The organism is Marichromatium sp. PS1, from assembly GCF_041155115.1.
GTDB classification, from domain to species: Bacteria; Pseudomonadota; Gammaproteobacteria; order Chromatiales; family Chromatiaceae; genus Marichromatium; species Marichromatium gracile.
This window is the reverse complement of record NZ_BAAFHB010000004.1, coordinates 229,350-251,555: the sequence shown is the minus strand read 5'-3', so window position 1 is coordinate 251,555 and position 22,206 is coordinate 229,350. Positions and strand designations below refer to the sequence as shown.

Genomic DNA, 22,206 nt, shown 5'->3' with positions numbered 1-22,206 from the left:
AGGCCTCAGTCGCCGAGTTCAGCCGCCTGTGCGCGCAACCATTGCGGCGACTGCTCGATACCGAGGCGCGAGAGCAGCCGGTTGAGCTCATCACCGTCACGCTCGCCATGCACCAGACCGGCGATCCGCATCAGGATGGCATCGCGATGGACGGTTCCACTCGGTAGCTGATAGACCGCGCCGATCCGCATCTGGAGCGCGGTCGGTATTCCCCATTGCACCTTGAGTTGATGACCGGTCTCGGCGGCGCGTGCGGCAAGCAGTCGCTCGCATGCGCTCGGGTCGAGTCGTCCGCCCAGATCGACCCAGCGTTGCTGGAGCACCAGCAGCGCCAGCTCGCCGAGACGCGTGAGCATGGCCGCGGCACGGCACCCGGCGACATCCACGCGCAGCACGCGTCCGAGGACATTGAGCAGCCGCATCAGCGCCAGCGCCTCCTGGCGCAGACGGCGTTGGTGCGCCACCAGCACCTCGGCGACGAGCGCGCTGCCGGAATGGAGCGCAGCGGTCACCGCGATATTGACCAGCACCGCCGAACCGACCCGTTCGAGCGCCCTCGCCGGGGTCTCGATCAGCACCGAGCCGTCATTGTAGGGGCTGCTGTTGGCCAGCCCCAGCAAGGGACCGACCAACGCCGGTTCGAACTGGCAGCGACGCATCAGCTTGAGACGGGCCTCGGCATCGAGATCGGCCATCCCCTCCAGCGCCTCGGCCAGCGCCGGATCGAGCGGTACCCCCAGCGACTCGTGCTCGAGCATCCGCGTCACGAACTCGGGCAGGGCGTCGAGATCGTCGTTCGCCGCCGTCACCGCGCCCGATTCCTCGACGACCTCGCGCAATCGCGCCATCACCTCGGCGGCACGGAAGGGTTTGACGATATAGGCATCGGCCTGGAAACGCCGCGCCTCGATGATGCGATCACGATCGGCATGTCCCGAGACCATCACGCACACCACCTTGTGGCCGGTGGCGCGAATCGTCTTCAACAGCGCCGTCCCGGTGGTATCCGGCAGGCCCCAGTCGAGCAGCACCAGATCGGCCCCGCCGTGACGTTGCCAGGCATCGAGCGCCGAGCGCCCGTCGACACAGTGCTCGACCGCGGCCTGGGGCCAGAGGCGGCGTACCAGCTGGACCAGCAAGGGGCCGATGGACTGGTCGTCCTCGACGATCAATGCCCGACGCATGCAGGCCTCGACTCAGTCATCGTTGGACTCCGGCGTCGACTCGTTCAGGCTCACCCACGCCTGCACGACGTTCCCCCGTCCTTGATAGTCGAGCGCACTGAAGGCGAGCTGACGGGCCATGGCGATCCCGCGACCGTGATGATGGAAGGCGCGTTCCGGCGCCAGCTCCAGATAGGGCGCCCAGTCGAATCCGGGACCATGATCGCAGACGGTGAAACAGATCCGCTCGGCCTCGCGCCGCAGCCACAGCTCGGCCCAGCGCGAGGCCTGTTCGGGGCGGGCCAGGCGGCGCGCGATCTCGTCGGTCAGGGCATCCTGCGCCAGCAACCGCCCCTTCTCCTCATAGCCGATCCCGAGCAGACCGTGCTCGATGGCGTTGATCATCAGCTCGGAGAGCCCCATGGCCACCAGCGAGGCGCGCGGACAGAGATCGGCGAGCTGTACCGCCAGCAGCGAGGCATGGCGCGGCTCGCGGAAACGGAAGCGCCCCTCCTGGAGGAGTCCCCAGGTACTGGAGATCTCGCGCTGGAGCTGGCGCAAGGCATGACGGTTGCGCCGATCGAGCAGCGCAGCGTTGACGATCCGTTGCAACGCCTCGGCCTGGTAGGGTTTGGCCAGGTAGTACCAGGCACCCGCCGATAATCCCTGAGCGACCTCCTCGGGCGAGCTGGCCACCGTCTGCATGATCACCGGCAGATCCTCGAAGCGCGGATCCCTGACCACCAGCTCGAGCAGCTCGATGCCGTCCATCCGCGGCATCCGTCGATCGAGGATCAGCAGGTCGAAGCGCGAGGGCTCGGCCTGCAGCCTGTCCCAGGCCTCCTGGCCATCCTGCGCGAAGGTGAAGATCCGTTCGGGCGCCTGGAGGAAGTCGGCGATGATCTCCAGATTCAAGGGTTCGTCATCGACCACCAGCAACTCTGTCATCTGTCCTTCTCCACGAGAAATCCTCCAGCATCAGCGCGGGCGGGCGATCTCCTCGAGCAGGCGCACGAGTCTGTCGGCCAGCCGACCGGCCAATGCGCCAGCCTGCGCATCGCGGTCGCGCGCCGCACGCTCGACCTCGCGCGCCAGGCGCGCCACCGACGGGACCTCGAGATTCCCCGCGCTGCCGGCCAGGGTGTGCGCCATGGAGGCGATCCGTTGATGATCCTCACTCTCGGCAGCTGCACGCAGCAGTGCCGGAGTCCCTGTATGTGAATCACACATGGAGGCGAGCAGACGCTGGATAAACGCATCCCGACCACCAAACTTGTCGCGCAGCGCCTTCCAGTCGATCAACGTCTCCTCCTCGCCCGAGTCCTGTCGCGGCGAGGCGTCAGGGCGAGCGACTGCGGCCAGGGCCCGACGCACACCGTCACAGGTCTCGGTCAGCGCCAGCTCGAGCAGCGCCAAGGCCGCCCGGTGACCGGTCCCCTCGCGCACCGCCTGCTCGAACCCGGCGGCGCCTGCCATCACGCGTGTCAGTCCCAGCGCGCCGGCCCCCTCCCCGAGCTCGTGGGCACGGCGCACCACCAGCTCAAGATCGTCGGGTCGCCCAGTAGCGAGCAGCGCGCGCAACCGCGCGGGATCGGCGCCATGCGCCTCGATGAAGTGCGCGAGCAGCAGCGCCAGGCTCTCGACGCGTCCCCCGGCCCTGATCATCCCCTGCTCGAGGTCCACCCCGGAGAGCGCACGCATCCGCTCCTCGAAACCCTGATCGCGCGCCATCGGTGCCGATGAGCGCTGCAGCCAGTCGGCGATGACCCCGTAGAGCCGCTCGGGATCGATCGGCTTGGCGAGATGACCGTTCATGCCCGCCGCCAGACAACGACGCTCGACCTCCTCGAAGACGTTCGCGGTCATCGCCAGGATCGGGGTCTCGGCATAGCCGGGCAGCCGGCGCAAGCGCCGGGTCGCCTCGAAACCGTCGAGCACCGGCATCTGGATGTCCATCAACACCAGATCGAACACCGACTCGCGAGCCCGCGCCAGCGCCTCTGCGCCATCTCCGGCGACCTCGACCCGCACCCCGACCCACTCGAGGATCTCGCGCGCCACGTCCTGGTTGACCCGGTTGTCCTCCACCAGCAACACCCTCGCCCCGCGCAGACGCTCGGTCGCGGGGCGTTGCAAGGATTGCGCGGCTGGCGCGTGCTGGCCCTCTTCGGCGATCTCGAAGGGCAGCTCCACCCAGAAGGTACTGCCGACCCCGAGACGGCTCTCGACACCGATCTCGCCACCGAGCAGCAGACTCAGTCGACGACTGATCGCCAACCCCAGACCGACACCGCCATAGCGCCGGGTGGGCGAGCCGTCGACCTGCTCGAACAGCTCGAAGATACGCTCCTGCTGGGTGGTGTCGAGACCGATGCCGGTGTCGCGCACCGCGATGCGCAGCCGCACCCGTGCAGCATCGCGCTCGATCAGCCCGGCCGAGACCACCACCTCGCCCTGCTCGGTGAACTTCACCGCGTTACCGAGGAAGTTGAGCAGGATCTGGCGCAGACGCAACACGTCACCGACCAGCACCGCCGGGATGTCCGACGCGATCTCGCGCCGAACCCTCAATCCCTTCTCCTCGGCGCGGTTCTCGAGCAGGGCGATCGACTGATCGAAGAGATCGGCCATGGCGAAGGGTTCGCGGTTGATCACCAGCTTGCCCGCCTCGATCCGCGACAGGTCGAGGATGTCGTCGATCAACCCCATCAGATGATGGGCCGCCTCGTTGATGCGCTCGACCCGTTCGGTCAGACCCGGATCGGTCTGCTCGCGGCGCAGCAGCTCGGTCAATCCGATGATGGCGTTCATCGGGGTACGGATCTCGTGGCTCATGTTGGCCAGAAACAGGCTCTTGGCCTCGCTGGCCGATTCGGCGGCGCGCTTGGCCGTCTCCAGCTCGGCGGTGCGCGCGCGCACCTGCGCCTCGAGATCGCGCCGCCGGCTCTCGAGTTCGGTCTCGATCCGCTTGCGCTCGCTGATATCCTCGACCAGCACCGCGAACTGTCCGGGCGCAGGCGAATAGGCGAGCAGATTGAACCAGCGCTCGAAATAGGCCGCATAGGCCTCGAAGCGGATCGGTTCACCGGAGAGCGCCACCCGCCCGTAACGCCCGATCCAGTCGACCGGATCGTCCTCGATGCCGGGGATCACCTCCCCGACACGACGACCAATGACCTGCTCTTGGGCGAGGCCGGTCATCCGGGTGTAGGCGGGGTTGACGGCCAGGAAGCGGTAGTCGATCGCATGCCCCTGGGCATCGGTGACGACCTCGTGCAGCGCGAAACCGACGTGCATGTTCTCGAACAGGGCGCGGAAGCGCTCCTCGCTCTCGCGCAACGCCGACTCGGTACGCTTGAGTTCGGTGATGTCGTTGCCGATGGCGAGCACCTCGACCAACTCGCCGGCGGCATCGAACACCGGCTTGTTGGTCCAGTTCATCCACATCTCGCGCCCATCGCGACACCGATTGCGCTCGACCCGGCTGGAGTGGCCGTCGGCATCCCCGATCAACCCCGGCAGCAGGGTCTGCGCGGCGCACGAGGCAGGCGCCAGCAGCACCGTGAAGGGCATCCCGATCAACTCGGCGGCGCGGTAACCGAAGAAGCGCTCGGCATAGGGGTTGACGAACTCGATCCGCGCATCACGCCCGAGCCGGATGATGGCGCTGTTGGCGTGCTCGATCAGATCGCGATAGCGCTTCTCGCTCTCGAACCGAGCCCGCTGGGCCTCGTGCGCGACGGTGATGTCGCGCCCCACGCCGAGCACCCCGACCAGCGCCCCAGCGGCATCGAACATCGGGGTGTTGATCGTCTGCATCCGAATCCGCTTACCGTCGGCGCAGTCGAACCACACCTCGTAGCGGATCGCGCCGCCGTGCTCGACCGCCTCGCGATCACGCCGTTCCACCCGCTCGGCGAGCGTCTCGGAGAAGATCTCGCGGTCATTGCGCCCGAGGATGCGTCGCTTGTCGAGCCCGATACAGCGGGCGAACGACAGGTTACAGGCGAGATACTGTCCCCTGGGATCCTTCAGCCAGATCTGATCGGGGATGGTCTCGATCAGCGTGCTCAGTCGGCGACGCTCCTCCTCGAGCGCGATCTCGGCGTGCTTGCGTTCGGTGATGTCGTGCAGATAGCCGTACCAGAGGATGGTGCCGTCGCGCTCACGCCCCGGCACCGACCAGGCCTCCAGCCAGCGCTCACCCCGTCCGGGATGGAGATAGCGATACTGATCGTGACGATGGCAGAGTTCGCGCTCGCACTGACGATGATGCGCGAGCACGCGCGGCAGGTCCTGGGGGTGGATGTTGGCGATGAAGCGATGACTGTCGCTGAACAGCTCCTTCGCACGGATCCCGAGGATCGGCTCGACCGTCGAGGTGATGAACTGGAGCTGTGGCGCGCCCTCGGCATCGAGCCGATAGGCGTAGATCATGCCGGGTACACTGGCGACGATCCGTTCCAGCCGGATCGAGTCATCGTCACCCACCCCCGCCGAACGCGGCACGGCCAGCCTGGCAAGATGCTCGACGAGGGGGCCTGACAGGGCCTCCCAGACGCGACAGACAGCTGCGCCGCCATCGTCGAGCGGCGAGAGCAGCAGCACCGGCAACGCGCCGCTCCCCGTCAGCGCCCGCTCCAGGTCGGCACTCGCGGCGCGACCATCGCAGAGAACCAGATCCCAGTCGTCGACACGGCTGGCGATCAGCTCAGCCAGACCGGGTTGGTCGAGACGATGACGCTCGAGCACATGTGCCGCGCCATCGAGCATGGCATCGAGCGCAAGTGGCGCACTGGAGGCATCCTCCAGCAGGAGGATGTGCAAACGGGGCTGCTCCATGGGTTCATCCGCCGTGGGGCCTCGGGGCCCGCGTCTCCCAAGAGGTAAGGATATCGACACACCGACCATGGGGACAACGCCGGCGCAACTGACTAGGTAGGCCCGCGAGCGGGATGATCCAAGGCGGTGTCGCGGGCAGCCGTCGTGAACACACCGTGACAGCGGGCGCCACAGACCAGACAGCGTCCGGTCTCGTCCAGCGCGCGCGCCACCACCCGGTAGCCGACGCGCGCGATCAACCGTGCACCGCAGCTCACGCACCGCGTCTCCCCGCCGATTTCCGCTCCCAGGTTGCCGAGATAGACGTGACGCAGCCCGTTGGCGCGGGCGATCTCGCGGGCACGCATCAGGGTCGCGATCGGGGTGGCGGCGTGGTCACGCATGCGGTGGGCGGGATGGAAGGCGCTGAGGTGCAGCGGGACCTCGCAGCCGAGATGCCCGGCGATCCAGGCACTCAGCGCGTGCAATCGGCGCGGATCGTCGTTCTCGCCGGGGATCACCAGGGTGGTGATCTCGACCCAGACGGCGGTCTCGTGCACCAGAGACTCCAGGGTCTCGAGCACCGGCGCCAGCCGGGCGCCACAGAGCCGACGATAGAAGCGGTCGTCGAAGGCCTTGAGGTCGATGTTGGCCGCATCGATCGCGGCATAGAACTCGGCGCGCGGCGCAGGCTGCACATAACCGGCGCTCACCGCCACCGTATACAGCCCCGCGGCGTGCGCCGCCGCGGCGCAATCGAGCGCGTACTCGTGGAACACCACCGGATCGTTGTAGGTGAAGGCCAGCGAGCGACAGCCGCTCGTCCTCGCCGCGGCGACGATCCGCGCCGGATCGGTCGGCGCGCCGCCACCCGTGGCGGCGACACGCGCCCGGCTCATCTCCCAGTTCTGGCAGTAGCGACAGGCGAGGTTGCAACCGGCGGTGCCGAAGGAATAGGTCAGCGACCCCGGCAGGAAGTGGTAGAGCGGCTTCTTCTCGATCGGGTCGGGATGGCAACCGAGCGGGCGGGCCGCCTCGGTGAGCACCAGCGCCCCATCGCGGCAGGCGCGCACGAAACACAGCCCCCGCTGTCCCTCGGCGAGCCGGCAACGCCGCGGACAGAGCTCACAGCACACCCGACCATCGGCAAGCGCTCGCCAGTGACGCGCGCGGCGCGCGATCGACATCGTCCACCTCCCGTGCGTTTTGTGCACTGCATCGAGGTCTCGTGCTGAGTATACTGCTGCCGATGCGGGCCGCCGCGTCCCGACCGCAACGCCCCCGTATCCCGAGACTCTCCTCGATCCACAGGATCGCCCTTAACCCCAGGGTCAGGACCATCGTGTCCAGCCCCTCGACAACGACGTCAGATGCCGCTTATGGTCGCCAAACCCATGCTCGGTGCCGGATACCTGTTGCAAGGCGTCCGGCTCATCACCCGCCCCGGACTCAGACGCTTCGTGCTGATCCCGCTGGCGGTCAATATCCTCGTCTTCTCGCTGGCGATCTATCTCGGCGCCCGCGAGTTCGCCGCCTTCCTCGACCTCGTCGAGGCCCAGATCCCGAGTTGGCTCGGCTGGCTCGAGTGGATCCTCTGGCCGGTGTTCGCGCTGCTGCTGCTGGTGGTGGTGTTCTACACCTTCAACCTGGTCGCCAACCTGATCGCCTCGCCGTTCAACAACCTGCTCGCCGAGAAGGTCGAGCTGCTGCTCACCGGCCGACCGCTGCAGGACAGCGGCAGCGTCGGCAAGCTCCTCAAGGAGCTGCTCCCGACCCTGCTCGACGAGCTGGTGAAGGTGGTCTACGCCCTGGCCCTGGCCATCCCCTTCCTGGTGCTGCTGTTCGTCCCGGTGGTCGGCCCGCTGCTGTGGTTCCTCTACACCGCCTGGATCCTCGCGGTGCAGTACAGCGACTACCCGATGGGCAACCACGGGCTGAAGTTCCGCGAGATGCGCGCGCGGCTGCGCGGCGAGCGCGGACTCAGCCTCGGCTTCGGCGCGGCGGCCGCCGGGCTCGGGATGGTGCCGGTGGTCAACTTCATCCTGATGCCGAGCGCGGTGGCCGGCGCCACCGCGATGTGGGTGCGCGAGTTCAATCGCGAGCACGCCCGCGCCCGCTATCAGGGCCCTTACGAATCGCGCATGACCACGCGCTGGGTGCGACTCGAGATCGACCACCTCTCCGGGCGCATCGGCGGCGAGATCCTGCTCGGCCCACTGCAGGGACAGCGGCTCGAGTCGATCGCCACCGAGGCCCTGCTCGATCTGCTCGCCGGCGGCTGCGCCAGCGATGCCGCCTCGGCCGAGGCGCTCGAGGTCTATCTCTCGCGCGAGCGCGGACAGCGCTTCGCCGAGCGCGCCCGCGCCCGTCAGGAACAGGAGCCGCGCAGCGCGCCGCCGCGCCCGAGCGATACGCGAATGGGCGACGACGAGGCGCGCGCCATCCTCGGGGTGGCGACCAACGCCGACAACGACGCGATCCGTGCCGCCCATCGCCGGCTGATCCAGCGCATGCACCCGGATCGCGGCGGCTCGGCCTATCTCGCCGCCAAGATCAACGAGGCCAAGCGCGTGCTCACGCGTGTCGGTGAGGCGGCCTGAGCCGGAAACCCGACTACCCCGGCTTGCGCAGCAGGTCGACGCGGTGCGGCTTGAGAAAGTGCGCGCCGCTCGGGGTCAGGTATCGATCGAAGGCCGCGCGGACCTCGGCGCGGCGCGCCTCGGGCAAAGGCTCGGCGCGATGGCTGACATCGATGAAGCGCGCGGCGAAGTGCGCCCAGTCCGGATAGCTGCCCTTGGCCTGGTAGAAGACCTCGTGCTCGCAGTCGAAGAGCCCGGCCTCGACCGCGCCCTGGAGCGCGGCGAAGGCCGCCGCGCGTGCCGCGCGCTCGTCGTGGATCAGCCCGGTCAGCTCGGCGAAGGGGCCCCAGTAGACCGGCTCGGAGACATAGAGCGCGCCGCCCGGCGCCAGCACCCGGTGGATCTCGTGCAGCGCGCGCGTCATCAGCGCCGGCGGCACGTGGTGCAGCGACTTGAACATGAACACCTGCGCATAGCGTCCGTCGCGATCGGCGATGGCCTCGGCACCGCCCTCGCGCAACTCGATCGCAGGGGGCAGATCGAGCGCACGGTTGCGCGCCAGCTGCGCGCGATCGACCTCGGTGGCAACCACCCGCGCGGCGCCGAAGCGCTCGACCAGCAGCCGCGTCATCCAGGCCGCGCCGCAACCGAGTTCGAGCACCTCCTGACCTGCCGGGTCGAGCAGCCCGGCGAGCACCTCGGGCTCGCGATCGAGGCGATAGGCACTGGGGTCGTTGAGACGCATCTGTTGAACCAAAGGGGAACTCTCCATATCGATCCGGGTCGCTTGGACACGAACGGCGGCGTCTCGACGAGACGCCCGCATCCTCACGCCCCTATAATTGGCGACCACGTCGCCAGGTAACTCGACGGACCGGAGCACCCGGCGTTCGGCACGAGCGCAGCCTCCACCCGCTACCCCAACGACACCACCATCAACGACATCGACCGCAAGAGGCTCGTAGCACGCATGATCGCCCGAATCCTCACCGTGCTGGTGGCGCTCGCCGCGCTGATCGGCGCACTCGCCTTCTTCAAATACGGCCAGATCGCCCAGGAGATGGCCGCCTTCTCCCAGCCCCGCCCGGCCACCGCCGTCGCCGCCGTCAGCGTCGACACCACCAACTGGCGTCCCACCCTCTCCGGGGTCGGCACGGTCCAGGCGGTCCAGGGCGTGGAGGTCAACAGCGAGGTCGACGGCCAGGTCCGCGAGATCCTGTTCGAGTCCGGCGCCATGGTCGAGGCGGGGCAGATTCTACTGCGCCTCGAGGACGATGTGGACCGCGCCACCCTCGAGGGCCTCAAGGCCGCCGAGCAGCTCGCCGAGATCCAGCTGCGACGCAACCGCACCCTGCTGCGCGATCGCGCCGTCGCCCAGGGCGACGTCGACGAGCGCGCCGCCCAGCTCGATCAGGCCCGCGCCGAGGTCAAGGCCATCGAGGCCAACATCCGCAAGAAGACCATCCGCGCGCCCTTCGCCGGTCAGCTCGGCATCCGTCAGGTCGATCTCGGCCAGTTCCTCGCCGCCGGCACCGCCATCGTCTCGCTCCAGGCACTCGATCCGGTTTATGTCGACTACGCCCTGCCCGAGCGCCATCTCGCCCAGCTCCACGCCGGTCAGCAGGTTCGGGTCCGGGTGGCGGCCTATCCCGAGCGCGTCTTCGAGGGCAGGATCCAGGCGATCGATCCGGGCATCGACCAGGGCACGCGCAACGTCAGGATCCGCGCCCGCTTCGACAACCCCGATCTGGCGCTGCGACCGGGCATGTTCACCCGCGTCGAGACCCTGCTGCCGACCCAGGACGCGGTGCTGACCCTGCCGCGCGAGGCGATCACCTTCAACACCTATGGCGACTCGGTCTATCGCGTCGTCGAGCGCGACGGCCAGACCCTGGTCGAGCGCCGCCAGGTCACCACCGGCGCGGTGCGCGGCGAGGAGATCGTCATCCTCGACGGACTCGTCGCCGGCGACCGGGTGGTGCTCGGCGGTCAGGTCAAGCTCACCAACGGCCAGCCGGTGCGCGTGGTCGACAAGCCAGCACAGACGTCGACCGACGCCGAGGGTGAGGCCGAATGAGATTCACCGATATCTTCATCCGCCGTCCGGTGCTGGCGAGCGTCGTCAGCCTGCTGATCCTGATCCTCGGTCTGCGCTCCTTCCTCGATCTCGAGATCCGTCAGTACCCGGAGACCAACAACACGGTGGTCACCGTCACCACCGCCTACCCGGGCGCCAGCAGCGACCTGGTGCAGGGCTTCATCACCACCCCGCTGCAACAGGCCATCGCCGAGGCCAACGGCATCGACTTCATCCTCGGCACCAGCAGCGCCGGCACCTCGATGATCGAGGCGCACATGAAGCTCAACTACGACCCCAACGCCGCGGTCGCCGAGATCCAGGCCAAGGTCGCCAGCCGCACCAACGTGCTCCCCGAGGCGGCGCAGAACCCGGTGATCGACTCCTCCACCGGCGACTCCACCGCGCTCATGTATCTCGCCTTCACCAGCGAGCAGATGACCCTGCCGCAGATCACCGACTATCTGCTGCGCGTGGTCCAGCCCCAGCTCCAGGCGATCGACGGCGTGGCCAAGGCCGAGATCTTCGGCGACCAGACCTATGCCATGCGCGTCTGGCTCGACCCGGCGCGGATGGCCTCGCTCGGGATCAGCGGCGACGAGGTCGCCCAGGTGCTCGCCAACAACAACCACCTCGCCGGTATCGGCAAGGTCAAGGGCAACATGGTGCAGGTCGACCTCTCGGCGACCACCGACGTCAGCCAGGTCGAGGACTTCCGCCGCCTGGTGATCCGCGATCAGGACGACACCCTGATCCGGCTCGACGACATCGCCCGGGTCGAGCTCGGCGCCAAGAGCTACGATTCGAGCAGCCTGCACAACGGCAAGCCGTCGATCTTCATCGGCATCGAGCCGACGCCCGGGGCCAACCCGCTGCAGGTCGCCTCGCGGGTCAAGGCGCTGCTGCCCGAGCTGCGCGCCCAGTTCCCCGAGGGGCTGCAGGGATTCGAGGCCTATGACGGCAGCGCGTTCATCCAGTCCTCGATCGACGAGGTCTTCGCCACCCTCGGCGAGGCGGTGCTGATCGTGCTGCTGGTGATCTTCCTCTCGCTCGGCTCGATCCGCGCCGCGCTGGTGCCCTCGGTGGCCGTCCCGCTGTCGATCATCGGCGCCGGCTTCCTGATGCTGCTGTTCGGCTTCTCGATCAACCTGCTCACCCTGCTGGCGATGGTGCTGGCCATCGGTCTGGTGGTCGACGATGCGATCATCGTCGTCGAGAACGTCCATCGTCATCTCGAGATGGGCAAGAGCGGGCTGCGCGCCGCGCTCGACGGCGCGCGCGAACTGGCGTTGCCGATCATCGCCATGACCACCACGCTGATCGCCGTCTACGCCCCGATCGGCTTCATGGGCGGGCTGGTCGGCTCGCTGTTCACCGAGTTCGCCTTCACCCTCGCCGGCGCGGTGCTGGTCTCGGGCGTGGTCGCACTCACCCTCTCGCCGATGCTCGCCGGGCGGGTGTTGCACGCCAGCAGCGAGCAGAGCCGTTTCGAGCAGGGTGTCGAGCGCTTCTTCGGCTGGCTCTCCAACAGCTATCGCGGTCTGCTGGTGCGCTGGCTGCGCTACCCCTCGGTGACCCTGCTGGTGGCCGTGGCGCTGCTCGGCAGCATCTATGTGATGTACACCATGACCGAGAAGGAGCTGGCCCCCACCGAGGACCAGAGCATCCTCTTCTTCATGGCCACCGCACCGCAGACGGCGACCATCGACTACGACAAGCACTATGTCGACACGGAGCTGCTGCCGATCTTCGAGTCCTTCCCCGAGTACAAGGAGAGCTTCATCATCATCGGCATGGGTGGCGACCAGAGCACCACCTTCGGCGGCTTCAAGATGCCCGCGACCGACGAGCGCGAGCGCTCGCAGATGGAGATCGAGCCGCAGCTCCAGGGCGCCGTCTCGCAGATCACCGGGATGCAGACGGTGGTCTTCCCGCGCCCCAGCCTGCCCACCCCGGGCGACGGCCTGCCGGTAGAGTTCGTCATCCTCTCGGATCGCTCGCACAAGGAGCTCACCGGCATCGCCGACGCCCTGCTCGGTCAGGCGATGGGCAGCGGCAAGTTCATGTTCCTCACCAAGGACGTGAAATACGAGCGCCCGCGTACCGTGCTCGAGGTCGATCGCGATCTCGCCGGCGATCTCGGCATCAGCATGGCCGATCTCGGCACCAGTCTCGGGGTGATGCTCAACGAGGACTACGTCAACTGGTTCAGCCTGGAGGGACGCAGCTATCAGGTCATCCCCCAGGTCGAGCGCGCCTTCCGCGACAGCGTCGAGGAGTTCGGCGACTACTATGTGCGCAACGGCGACGGCGAGCTGATCCCGCTCGACGCCCTGGTGACCGTCCGCAACCAGGTCGAGCCCTCCAAGCGCATCCAGTTCCAGCAGCTCAACGCCATCACCGTCTCCGGCGTGGCGATGCCGGGCGTGACCCTCGGCGAGGCGCTCGGCGCGCTCGAGGAGATCGCCGGCGAGCAGTTCCCGCGCGGCGTGAGCTGGGACTACAAGGGCGAGTCGCGTCAGTACAAGACCGAGGGCAGCGCGCTCGAGGTCACCTTCTTCCTCTCGCTGGTGGTGATCTATCTGGTGCTCGCCGCCCAGTTCGAGAGCTGGCGCGATCCCTTCGTCATCCTGATGTCGGTGCCGCTGTCGATCGCCGGGGCCATGGCCTTCCTCTTCCTCGGCTTCGCCAGCGTCAACATCTACACCCAGGTGGGACTGATCACCCTGATCGGGCTGATCGCCAAGAACGGCATCCTCATCGTCGAGTTCGCCAACCAGCTGCGCGAGCGCGACGGGCTCGACAAGCGCGCGGCGATCGAGGAGGCCTCGACGATCCGGCTGCGTCCGATCCTGATGACCACGGTGGCGATGCTGGTGGCGATGATCCCGCTGCTCACCGCCGGCGGTCCGGGTGCGGTCAGCCGCTTCGACATCGGTCTGGTGATCGTCACCGGACTGGGGATCGGCACCCTGTTCACCCTGTTCGTGGTCCCGGCCTTCTATCTGTTGCTCTCACCCAAGGAGCACAGCGGCCCGCTGACCGACGAAGACGAAGAGAACACCGCGCCCCAGGCCGGCTGAGCCCCGGCGCCCGTGGACCCGTCCACGGGCGCCCCGCCCGGCTCACAGCCCGACCGACCCCCACACCCGCCACCACAACAGCCCCGCCAACGCGCCCGCCGCGCCGAGCAACGCCTTGCCCAGCCGGGTGCGGTCGTCGCGCCCGTGGCGGCGCTCCACCTGACGCCGGTGCCGCCAGCGCGCGAGCCAGCCGCGTCGGACCTGCCCCCGCAACCGTGTCCAGGCCGCCAGCTTCGCACGCCCCACCCGGCCACCACGCAAGGAGCCAAGATCGCGCGCCAGGGTCGCGCAGCGCGACACCCCGGCCGGAACCGCGTCGACAAACCGCGCCCCATCGGTGAACACCACTCGCGCATGGACCGGCTGGCCCAGCCCCAGCGCCTCCACCGCGCGGACATGACGACGGTTCTGATGCAGCGGATTGACGAAGGGATAGCGCCGCCGACCGATCAGCTGCACCCAGTGCGTCGCCTCGGCCGCGCCCTGGATGGCGCCGCGATAGTGCTTGGTCTCGACCACCAGCAACCCGCGCGGGGTCAGCGCCAGATGATCGATCTGGGTCAACCCGCCGCGCCCGTCGGGCAACACCACCCCGTGCAGGACCTCGGGGAACAGCGCCTCGAGCCGCCGCCCGACCATGCGCTCACCCTGCCAGCCCCGCCAGCGCGGCAACAGCAATCGCGCGCCGAGCAACACCAGCAACGGCGGCAGACACCACAACAACGGCAGAACCAGCGCCTGGAACACCAGCGCCGAGGGATCGGAGGACAAGGAAGACACGGCAGACGGGGAGCGGACGACAGCAGGGCAGGACACGAACGGAGCGTAGTCCCATGATAACGCAACTGAAGGACTCCCCGTCTACGAACGACTCGGCGACGTCCGCGAGAAGACGGTCGGTCAGTACAACGTGCCCACCTGTAGGCTCCAGCGATCGAGGACCAGCGTGGAGACGGACAACCGCCGACCAAGGCCGATCGGACACTCGGCGACGAGGCCCGTGACGGATGCTGAACATCGGCCACAGGCCCTTGCGGATCAAAGACTCGGGACGCTTACTTCACGCGAAAGATGTCGAAGATGATCGCCTGGTCGTCACCGAAGTCCTGGTGGCCGGGGATGTAGGGCTGGGGCTCGGAGTGATGGACGTGGGTCCAGTGGCCTTGGTCGGTGAGCGCGCCGAGGGCCTGTCTGTAGGCGTCGTCATAGAGGTCGACACGGTGGCTGAGCTGGACGATGCCGCCGGGCTTGACCACGCGATGGAACTCGCGCATCAGCCCGGCCATGTTGTCGATATAGGTCAGGGTGCCGATGCACTGGGCGGCGGCGAAGTGGTTCTCGGCGAAGTCCAGCGGCTTGTTGAGATCGACGCGCGCCAGCTCGGCGTAGCAATTGCGCGCCTCGGCTTTCTCCAGCGACTTGGGGGAGTAGTCGACACCGGTGATCGCGGTGTAGCCGAGCTTGCCCAGGTGCAGCCCGGTCAGGCCCACGCCGCAACCGGCGTCGAGGATCGGCTGCGCGGGGTCGATCTGGTGCGACTTGATCGCCTCGGCGGCGAGGCGCGGGGCCTCGTAGCCCATCGACGTCAGGTCGTCCTCGTAGGTCTCGGACCAGCTGTCGTAGTACTGCTCGAGCTCGTCGAGCTTGGCGGCGGTCACACCGATCAGCTTGCTGACATCACGATCGGCCTGATTCATGGACTTGGAGTCGGTCATGGTCTCTCCGTGGTGTTGTGGCAAGCACGAAAAGCGCACTCGCCGTGGTGATTGCCTCGCACGGGTGAGGAGCAATGCGTACCCACGTCCTGAGCATCGCGGATGACGGGCCTCACTTCATTTCGTCAGGGGTCTCTCCCGAACACATTGCAACGGTCGACACGTCGCGACGGCGCGCGCAGCCGCATCGCGCGGTCCGTTGGACACGCGCGCTTTTATGGCGTGGACCGAAGACCACGCGCTGACGCCGAGCGACGATTGACATTGGCTGGCCACCCGATTCGCGGGTGGGCACGAGGCGCGAGATTCGCGCGAGACGCCGCATGCGGCGGCGTCGGGGGCCGAGGGCCACGCCACTGGGCGGCGCGGCGACCTGTCGGCGGATCGCGAGGCATGGACCCGAGACCTGAGTCGGGCAGACACGCCACGCGGCGGATACGCGCACTGCTGCGCGAATGGAGACGGGACGTCCCGGCGATCATCGGCGATGACCGAGCCGCCGGATCATCAGCGGAAGCGCGATGGCGCTCCCGCGTGCGTCCTCGGTTGAACGAAAAGACGGTACAGCTTCACGCCAGTGACCTGGGCGATCCGATCAACCGGCGCATGTCCGATTCTGGCGTAGATAGTGCGCGGGGACTGGCCGCGATCACCCTGTCCTGTCACGCCATCACAGGGGTCGAAACAGGCATCCCCGCAACACCCACCGACTTGGTGAGAGCATGACGCCGTGAAGCTGATTTGTGTTTTTTATGATACCGATAAAACGAAGCGACACAAGCGAAGACTTCTCAAGAACCCCCGCAAAATGGCCATAAAACCCTGATAAAAAACAATCAAAAAGATTCGAAACCGAAAAAGTCACGCGCATGGAAAGATCGGCGCGGAACACGCAAAGAGCGCGAACACAAGAGCGCCTCGGCCCCTGAGAGGCTGGATCAGAAGACCATTCACAGCCACGCGGGAACACCTCGCCTCGGACATCGGCCTCCACCCCGGACGGGGTCCGGGGTTTACCCTCCCCGGAGGCATCCCTAGACTGGCCGATTCAGTTCCCGGAGCCAGACGCCATGCACGACACCACCGACGCCCCCACCCGCCAACTAATCGAGGACTGGACCCGGTTGCAGACCGGCACCATCGAACCCGAACGGCTCGCTCGACTCGATCGCGACCAGCCGGAATGGCGCTGCCGGGCCGCGACCCTGGTCGCCGAGAGCCTGTTCGCCTACATCACCCTGGAGATGGTGGCCCCGGATCTGGCCTATCGGCATCGCGACCAGCCCGAGCACGAACCCGAAGCCGGCGAGATCGACGCCCGGCTGGGCGCACACCTGCTCGACTTCCTCGATTATCGCGACGAACTTGCCGAGCGCCGCGCCACCGCCGGAGCCGACTGAACCGACTGAACCGACTGAGTCCAGGCGCGCCGCCAACGCCCCCAGGGCAGCCGCAGCGCCAGCAGCACGCCGAGGATGACGGCATAGATCAGCGGCTCGCGCAGATCGGCCTTGACCAGCCAGAGGAAGTGCAACACCCCGAGCACCGCGATCAGGTAGACGACGCGGTGCAACCGCTTCCAGTTGCGCCGCAGCCGACGCTGCCAGCCACGGGTCGAGGTCAGCGCCAGCACGCTCATCAGCACCAGCGCCACCATGCCGACGATGATGTAGGGCCGCTCGGTCAGGTCCTCGACGATCACCGGCCAATCGAGCGCGCGGTCGAGCCACAGATAGACCAGCAGATGGAGCATGCCGTAGAAGAAGGCGAACAGCCCCAGCATGCGCCGCAGCCGGATCGGCCAGGGCCGCCCGAGGGCGCGACTGAGCGGGGTCAGCGCGAGGGTGAGCAGCAGCATCCGCAGGGTCCACAGCCCGCTGCGATGGAGCAGCGTCTCGACCGGATTGGCCCCCAGCGCCAGCCCACCACCGAGCCCCTGCGCCAGGGTCAACGCCAGCGGCAGCAGACAGAGCAGAAAGACCCCGGGCTTGGCCCAGGCCACCCAGTCGCGCCCGGTCATCAGTAAAAGCGCCTCAGGTCCATGCCGGCATAGAGCCCGGCGACCTCCTCGGCATAGCCGTTGAACGGCAGGGTCTCGCGCCGCTTCGCCAGCCAGCCGCCACCGATCATGCGATGGCTCTTCTGGCTCCAGCGCGGATGGTCGACGGCGGGATTGACGTTGGCATAGAAGCCGTACTCGTCGGGTTGCATCCTGTTCCAGGTCGCCGGCGGCTGCTCGGCGGTGAAGCGGATGCGTACGATCGACTTGATGCTCTTGAAGCCGTACTTCCAGGGCACTACCAGCCGTAGCGGCGCGCCGTTCTGGTTCGGCAGGGTCTCGCCATAGAGCCCGGTGGCGAGCAGCGTCAGCGGGTGCATCGCCTCGTCGATACGCAGCCCCTCGCGATAGGGCCAGTCGAGCACCCGGCGACGCTGACCGGGCATCTGCTCGGGATCGAGCAGGGTCTCGAAGGCGACATAGCGCGCCTGCGAGGTCGGCTCGAAACGCGCCAGCAGCTCACCGAGCGGGAAGCCGACCCAGGGGATCACCATCGCCCAGGCCTCGACACAACGCAGCCGATAGATGCGCTCCTGCTGATCGAACCCGCTGAGGATGTCCTCGATGCCGATCTCGCCGGGACGGGCGCACTCGCCATCGACCACCACCGACCAGGGGCGCGTCCGCAGCCGATGGGCGTGTGCCGCCGGGTCCCCCTTGTCGGTCCCGAACTCGTAGAAGTTGTTGTAGCCGGTGACGAACTCGCGCGGGGTCAGGGGTTCGTCCTCGCCGGGACGCGGATAGGTCGCAGCGACGGCACCGAGCGGCGCCAGCGCCGCCGCGCCCACCCCCAGCGCGGCGCCCTGGATGAAGGTACGACGCGCGCGCCATACCTCCGGTGGGGTGATCTCGGAGGACGGGATATCGGCAGGCTTGCGAATCAGCATGACGGAGGCTCCTCGGGTCATCAACCACCCGCTGCCGACGCCCGCCACGCCTACCCCGCCAAGGGGTTAGGCACCCATACAGAAGTGGCTTCGAGCAATCCGACAACCGATGGAAGGATTCCCACGAGGTGGGGCAGGCACCACCCCCGCGCAAGCCCTCATCCTCGATCGAGGATCATCAAACATTTACAAGCAGTTGATAATAAACAAACCGCAAAGACACAAAGGACGCGAAGAGAGGTTAAGCCTCCAGTCGTCAGCCTCCAGTGGGCGCCGTACTCGACGGCAGCGCAACCCTTGATGGGCACGCTGCGCTTTGCCCATCCTACGACGCTGACAGCCGCCTTTAGCTCCAGCGACTGTGCTTCGCGCCAGTGGTTGAGGACAGACCACCACTGGCGGCTGGCGGCTGATCGCTGGAAGCTCTTCCCCCCCTTTGCGCCCTTGGTGTCTTCGTGGTTGAAGATTTTGTCTCTTCGCGGTTCAAGCCCCAGACGGCGGCGGCCGCCGCGACCACCAGGCGGCGAGCAGCGCGCCGGAGAGGTTGTGCCAGATCGAGAACAGCGCACCGGGCAGTGCCGCGGCGGCGGAGAAGGACTTGATCGCGAGCGCCACGGCGAGCCCCGAGTTCTGCATCCCGACCTCGATCGCCAGGGTCCGCGCCCGCGCCTCGCCCTGCCCCAGCAGACGCGCCAGCGTATACCCCAGACTCAATCCGGTGAGGTTGTGCAGCACCACGGCGAGCGCGACCAGCGGCCCGAGGGTGACGAGCTGGTCGTGATTGAGCGCCACGATCACCGCGATGATGAACACGATGGCCGCCACCGAGATCAGCGGGAAGACCCGCTCGAACATCGCCAGCCGCGCCCCCAGCAGCCGGTTGACCAGCACCCCGAGTGCGACCGGCACCAGCACGATGCGCAGGATCGACCAGAACATGTCGAGGGCGGGGACCGCGACCCGCTCGCCGACATAGAGCAGGGTGAGCACGGGCGTGAGCACCACCGCGAGTAGGGTCGAGACCGTGGTCAGGGTGATCGAGAGCGCGAGATCGCCGCGCGCCAGATAGCAGATGACGTTGGAGGCGGTACCACCGGGGGCGGCGCCGACCAGTACCAGCCCGGCGAGGAGTTGCGGCGGCAGACCGAGGGCGAGTCCGATCGCCCAGGCCGCAAACGGCATCAGCAGGTATTGCAGGACCACGCCCAGGCCGATGACCCCGGGGCGACGCAACACCGCGCTGAACTGGCCCGGACTCAGGGTCGCGCCCATGCCGAACATCACCACCCCGAGCAGCGGCACGATACCGGGCTTGAGCGCGGCCAAGGGGTCTGGAAAGGTGAGCGCCAGCAGGCTTGCGGCCAGCGCCCAGAGCGGAAACAGCGTGGTGATTCGATCCATGACGGGGGGCCCCGCGCCGGGCGCGGGGCCGAACGGATCAGGCCGAGGCGGCCAGGGCCTGATCGAGATCGGCGATGATGTCGTCGATGTGCTCGATGCCGACCGAGAGTCGGATCAGGTCCTCGCTGACCCCGGCGCGCGCCATCTCTTCGGGCGAGAGCTGGCGGTGGGTGGTGGTGGCCGGGTGGCAGGCGAGCGTCTTGGAGTCGCCGATGTTGACCAGCCGCACGGTGAGCTTGAGCGCGTCGATGAAGCGCGCACCGGCATCGCGACCGCCCTTGATGCCGAACGAGAGGATGGCGCTGGCCTTGCCGCCATCCATGTAGCGCTGGATCAGCGGGTAGTCCGGGCTGTCGGGCAGACCGGCATAGCGCACCCAGGCCACGCGCGGGTGGTCCTTGAGATACTGGGCGACGGCCAGGGCGTTCTCGCAGTGACGGTCCATGCGCACCGCCAGGGTCTCGATGCCCTGCAGCACCAGGAAGCTGTTAAAGGGCGCGAGCGCCGCCCCCATGTTACGCAGCGGCACCACCCGGGCGCGGGTGATGAAGGCCGCCTCGCCCATGTCCTGGGTGTAGACCACGCCGTGATAGGACGGATCGGGCTGGTTGAGCATCGGGAAGCGCTCGGCGTGCTCGGCCCAGGGGAACTTGCCGGAGTCGACGATCATCCCGGCGATGGTGGTACCGTGACCGGCCATGTACTTGGTCAGGGCGTGGACCACGATATCGGCGCCGTGCTCGAAGGGACGGTGCAGATAGGGCGAGGGCACGGTATTGTCGACGATCAGCGGCACACCGTGGGCATGGGCCATGTCGGCCATCGCCTGGACGTCGGCGACGTTGCCGGCGGGATTGCCGATCGACTCGCAGAACACCGCCTTGGTCTTGGCATCGACCAGGGCATCCATGGCGGCGATGTCGTTGGGCTCGGCGAAGCGCACCTCGATGCCGAGCCGCGGCAGGGTGTGGGCGAACAGGTTGTAGCTGCCGCCGTAGAGCCGCGAGACGGCGACGATGTTGTCGCCGGCCTGCGCCAGGGTGAAGATGGCGTTGGTCACCGCCGACATGCCGGAGGCGAAGGCCAGCGCACCGACCCCACCCTCCATCGCCGTGACCCGACGCTCGAGCACGTCGGTGGTGGGATTCATGATCCGGGTGTAGATATTCCCCGGGACCTTGAGGTCGAACAGATCGGCGCCGTGCTGGGTGTCGTCGAAGGCGTAGCTGGTGGTCTGGTAGATCGGGGTCACCACCGACTTGGTGGTGGGATCGGGTTCGAACCCGGCATGAATGGCAAGAGTTTCGAGTTTCATGGCGCTTCCTGTTGAATGGTCTCGTGAATCGCCCACGAGCGACGGCCGCCATCGGTCGCCGAACCGAGAATCTTATCCGCGTGATCGACAGGCTGTCGATCGGCCCGGGTCGGCGCGGGAGGCGTCAACGACCCCGGCCCCACCCAACAACGACAAGGACCAGGAGGAGATCCCGGCATGATCGAAATCAGACACCGCGACAGTGGCGAGGTGCTGGCGGAAATCGAGCGCGACACTCTCGTCGGCGCCGACCTGCGGGACATGCGGCTCGACGGCGCCGATCTCTCGGGGCTCGATCTCAGCGGCGCCGACCTCAGCGCCAGCGATCTGGTCGGCGCCCGGCTGCACGGGACCTGCCTGCGCGAGGCGATCCTGGTCGGTGCGCAGCTGCGCGCGGCCGATCTCGCCGAGGCCAACCTGACGCGCGCCCGGCTCGGGGCCGAGCGCCCGTCGCGCGCGGCGATGCTCAACGCCGCACGACTGGCCGGGGCCGATCTCAGCGGCGCCGACCTGCGCAACGTCGAGCTGCGCCAGGCCGATCTCGCCGGGGCCACCCTCGCCCATGCCGACCTGCGCGGCGCCGACTTCCAGGGCGCCAACCTGGTCGGGGTGCGCGCCCATCGCGCGCTCCTGATCAAGGCCAACCTCGCCGAGGCCGATCTCAGCGGCGCCGATCTGCGCGACAGTCATCTCAACGACGCCAACCTCACCCGCGCCCGGCTCTGCGAGGCCGATCTCGGCAGCGCCTTCAGCGACGGCTTCACCGTGCTCAATCTCGCCAATCTCGAAGGCGCCGATCTGCGCGGCGCGCGGCTCTGTCATGCCTCGGCGCAGGACGCCAACTTCCGCTACGCCGATCTCACCGACGCCGATCTCACCGATGCTGTGCTCGGCGGCGCCATCCTCCATCGTGCCGATCTCACCGGCGCCGACTTCACCCGGGTGGAGCTGGCGAGCGTCACCCTGGAATTCGCCAACGTCTCCAAGGCGCGCAACGCCCAGGTGCCCTCCTACAAGAAGAACCTGCGCTGAGCCCGATACGGGCGCCGGCGGCGATCCACCGGCGCCCGACTTTGCGATACACTCGAACGCCACCCCACAGGGAT

General features: G+C 67.7%; 16 protein-coding genes. 5 read left to right on the top strand and 11 right to left on the bottom strand.

Features of this window, described 5'->3' with window-relative positions; genetic code table 11:
* Positions 1-5: 5 nt before the first annotated feature.
* The 4 genes from ACAM26_RS10360 to amrS all read right to left on the bottom strand — a co-directional run bounded on the left by ACAM26_RS10360 (position 6) and on the right by amrS (position 7,171).
* The gene (locus ACAM26_RS10360; RefSeq protein WP_369613571.1) at positions 6-1,184 is read right to left on the bottom strand and encodes a response regulator; all 1,179 of its coding nucleotides are present in this window, start codon (positions 1,182-1,184) and stop codon (positions 6-8) included.
* Between the two features lie 12 nt (positions 1,185-1,196).
* Positions 1,197-2,111 (bottom strand): response regulator, encoded by a 915-nt coding sequence (locus ACAM26_RS10355; RefSeq protein WP_123142432.1) that lies wholly within the window; start codon positions 2,109-2,111, stop codon positions 1,197-1,199.
* 30 nt (positions 2,112-2,141) lie between these two features.
* The gene (locus ACAM26_RS10350) at positions 2,142-6,005 is read right to left on the bottom strand and encodes a PAS domain S-box protein (RefSeq protein ID WP_369613570.1); all 3,864 of its coding nucleotides are present in this window, start codon (positions 6,003-6,005) and stop codon (positions 2,142-2,144) included.
* Positions 6,006-6,097: 92 nt separating this feature from the next.
* Positions 6,098-7,171, bottom strand: coding sequence for an AmmeMemoRadiSam system radical SAM enzyme (gene amrS / locus ACAM26_RS10345; protein WP_369613569.1), 1,074 nt, complete (start codon positions 7,169-7,171; stop codon positions 6,098-6,100).
* Between the two features lie 192 nt (positions 7,172-7,363).
* Between amrS and cysZ the strand changes: the two genes are divergently transcribed.
* Positions 7,364-8,584 carry a sulfate transporter CysZ gene (cysZ, locus tag ACAM26_RS10340; RefSeq protein ID WP_123140255.1) on the top strand — a complete coding sequence of 407 codons (1,221 nt, stop codon included), beginning with the start codon at positions 7,364-7,366 and terminating at the stop codon, positions 8,582-8,584.
* Positions 8,585-8,597: 13 nt separating this feature from the next.
* Here cysZ and ACAM26_RS10335 read toward each other — a convergent pair whose 3' ends face one another.
* Positions 8,598-9,320 (bottom strand): class I SAM-dependent methyltransferase, encoded by a 723-nt coding sequence (locus ACAM26_RS10335; protein ID WP_369613568.1) that lies wholly within the window; start codon positions 9,318-9,320, stop codon positions 8,598-8,600.
* Between the two features lie 213 nt (positions 9,321-9,533).
* Between ACAM26_RS10335 and ACAM26_RS10330 the strand changes: the two genes are divergently transcribed.
* Positions 9,534-10,640, top strand: coding sequence for an efflux RND transporter periplasmic adaptor subunit (locus ACAM26_RS10330; RefSeq protein ID WP_123140253.1), 1,107 nt, complete (start codon positions 9,534-9,536; stop codon positions 10,638-10,640).
* Entirely contained in the window at positions 10,637-13,723 is a 3,087-nt protein-coding gene (locus ACAM26_RS10325) for an efflux RND transporter permease subunit (RefSeq protein WP_062276108.1), read from the top strand. The genes ACAM26_RS10330 and ACAM26_RS10325 overlap by 4 nt, the downstream gene beginning before the upstream one ends.
* A gap of 42 nt (positions 13,724-13,765) precedes the next feature.
* On the opposite strand, the gene ACAM26_RS10320 is transcribed toward ACAM26_RS10325, so the two are convergent.
* Together ACAM26_RS10320 and ACAM26_RS10315 are read right to left on the bottom strand one after the other, a co-directional pair.
* Entirely contained in the window at positions 13,766-14,494 is a 729-nt protein-coding gene (locus tag ACAM26_RS10320) for a nuclease-related domain-containing protein (RefSeq protein ID WP_369613567.1), read from the bottom strand.
* Between the two features lie 284 nt (positions 14,495-14,778).
* Positions 14,779-15,438, bottom strand: a complete 660-nt coding sequence (locus ACAM26_RS10315) for a class I SAM-dependent methyltransferase (protein WP_369613566.1) — start codon at positions 15,436-15,438, stop codon at positions 14,779-14,781.
* A gap of 1,070 nt (positions 15,439-16,508) precedes the next feature.
* On the opposite strand from ACAM26_RS10315, the gene ACAM26_RS10310 reads away from it, so the two are divergent.
* Entirely contained in the window at positions 16,509-16,838 is a 330-nt protein-coding gene (locus ACAM26_RS10310; protein ID WP_123140248.1) for a hypothetical protein, read from the top strand.
* On the opposite strand, the gene ACAM26_RS10305 is transcribed toward ACAM26_RS10310, so the two are convergent.
* From ACAM26_RS10305 to ACAM26_RS10290, 4 genes are all read right to left on the bottom strand, one after another.
* On the bottom strand, positions 16,790-17,458 hold the full coding sequence (locus ACAM26_RS10305) for a sulfite oxidase heme-binding subunit YedZ (RefSeq protein ID WP_369613565.1): 669 nt from the start codon (positions 17,456-17,458) through the stop codon (positions 16,790-16,792). The genes ACAM26_RS10310 and ACAM26_RS10305 overlap by 49 nt on opposite strands.
* Positions 17,458-18,384 (bottom strand): protein-methionine-sulfoxide reductase catalytic subunit MsrP, encoded by a 927-nt coding sequence (msrP, locus tag ACAM26_RS10300; protein WP_369613564.1) that lies wholly within the window; start codon positions 18,382-18,384, stop codon positions 17,458-17,460. Before msrP ends, ACAM26_RS10305 begins: the two co-directional genes overlap by 1 nt.
* Positions 18,385-18,867: 483 nt before the next feature.
* Positions 18,868-19,785: a bile acid:sodium symporter family protein gene (locus tag ACAM26_RS10295; RefSeq protein WP_123141813.1), complete on the bottom strand. Its 918-nt coding sequence runs from the start codon at positions 19,783-19,785 to the stop codon at positions 18,868-18,870.
* A 37-nt stretch (positions 19,786-19,822) separates the two neighbouring features.
* Positions 19,823-21,100, bottom strand: coding sequence for a bifunctional O-acetylhomoserine aminocarboxypropyltransferase/cysteine synthase (locus tag ACAM26_RS10290; RefSeq protein WP_123140244.1), 1,278 nt, complete (start codon positions 21,098-21,100; stop codon positions 19,823-19,825).
* 177 nt (positions 21,101-21,277) lie between these two features.
* Between ACAM26_RS10290 and ACAM26_RS10285 the strand changes: the two genes are divergently transcribed.
* Entirely contained in the window at positions 21,278-22,132 is an 855-nt protein-coding gene (locus ACAM26_RS10285) for a pentapeptide repeat-containing protein (RefSeq protein ID WP_369613563.1), read from the top strand.
* Positions 22,133-22,206: the final 74 nt, after the last annotated feature.

Bases quoted from the DNA above. Each gene is read 5' to 3' on its own strand.
- ACAM26_RS10360 (WP_369613571.1), bottom strand. From the start codon at position 1,184: ATGCGTCGGGCATTGATCGTCGAGGACGACCAGTCCATCGGCCCCTTG.
- ACAM26_RS10355 (WP_123142432.1), bottom strand. From the start codon at position 2,111: ATGACAGAGTTGCTGGTGGTCGATGACGAACCCTTGAATCTGGAGATC.
- ACAM26_RS10350 (WP_369613570.1), bottom strand. From the start codon at position 6,005: ATGGAGCAGCCCCGTTTGCACATCCTCCTGCTGGAGGATGCCTCCAGT.
- amrS (WP_369613569.1), bottom strand. From the start codon at position 7,171: ATGTCGATCGCGCGCCGCGCGCGTCACTGGCGAGCGCTTGCCGATGGT.
- cysZ (WP_123140255.1), top strand. From the start codon at position 7,364: ATGGTCGCCAAACCCATGCTCGGTGCCGGATACCTGTTGCAAGGCGTC.
- ACAM26_RS10330 (WP_123140253.1), top strand. From the start codon at position 9,534: ATGATCGCCCGAATCCTCACCGTGCTGGTGGCGCTCGCCGCGCTGATC.
- ACAM26_RS10325 (WP_062276108.1), top strand. From the start codon at position 10,637: ATGAGATTCACCGATATCTTCATCCGCCGTCCGGTGCTGGCGAGCGTC.
- ACAM26_RS10315 (WP_369613566.1), bottom strand. From the start codon at position 15,438: ATGACCGACTCCAAGTCCATGAATCAGGCCGATCGTGATGTCAGCAAG.
- ACAM26_RS10310 (WP_123140248.1), top strand. From the start codon at position 16,509: ATGCACGACACCACCGACGCCCCCACCCGCCAACTAATCGAGGACTGG.
- ACAM26_RS10305 (WP_369613565.1), bottom strand. From the start codon at position 17,458: ATGACCGGGCGCGACTGGGTGGCCTGGGCCAAGCCCGGGGTCTTTCTG.
- msrP (WP_369613564.1), bottom strand. From the start codon at position 18,384: ATGCTGATTCGCAAGCCTGCCGATATCCCGTCCTCCGAGATCACCCCA.
- ACAM26_RS10295 (WP_123141813.1), bottom strand. From the start codon at position 19,785: ATGGATCGAATCACCACGCTGTTTCCGCTCTGGGCGCTGGCCGCAAGC.
- ACAM26_RS10290 (WP_123140244.1), bottom strand. From the start codon at position 21,100: ATGAAACTCGAAACTCTTGCCATTCATGCCGGGTTCGAACCCGATCCC.
- ACAM26_RS10285 (WP_369613563.1), top strand. From the start codon at position 21,278: ATGATCGAAATCAGACACCGCGACAGTGGCGAGGTGCTGGCGGAAATC.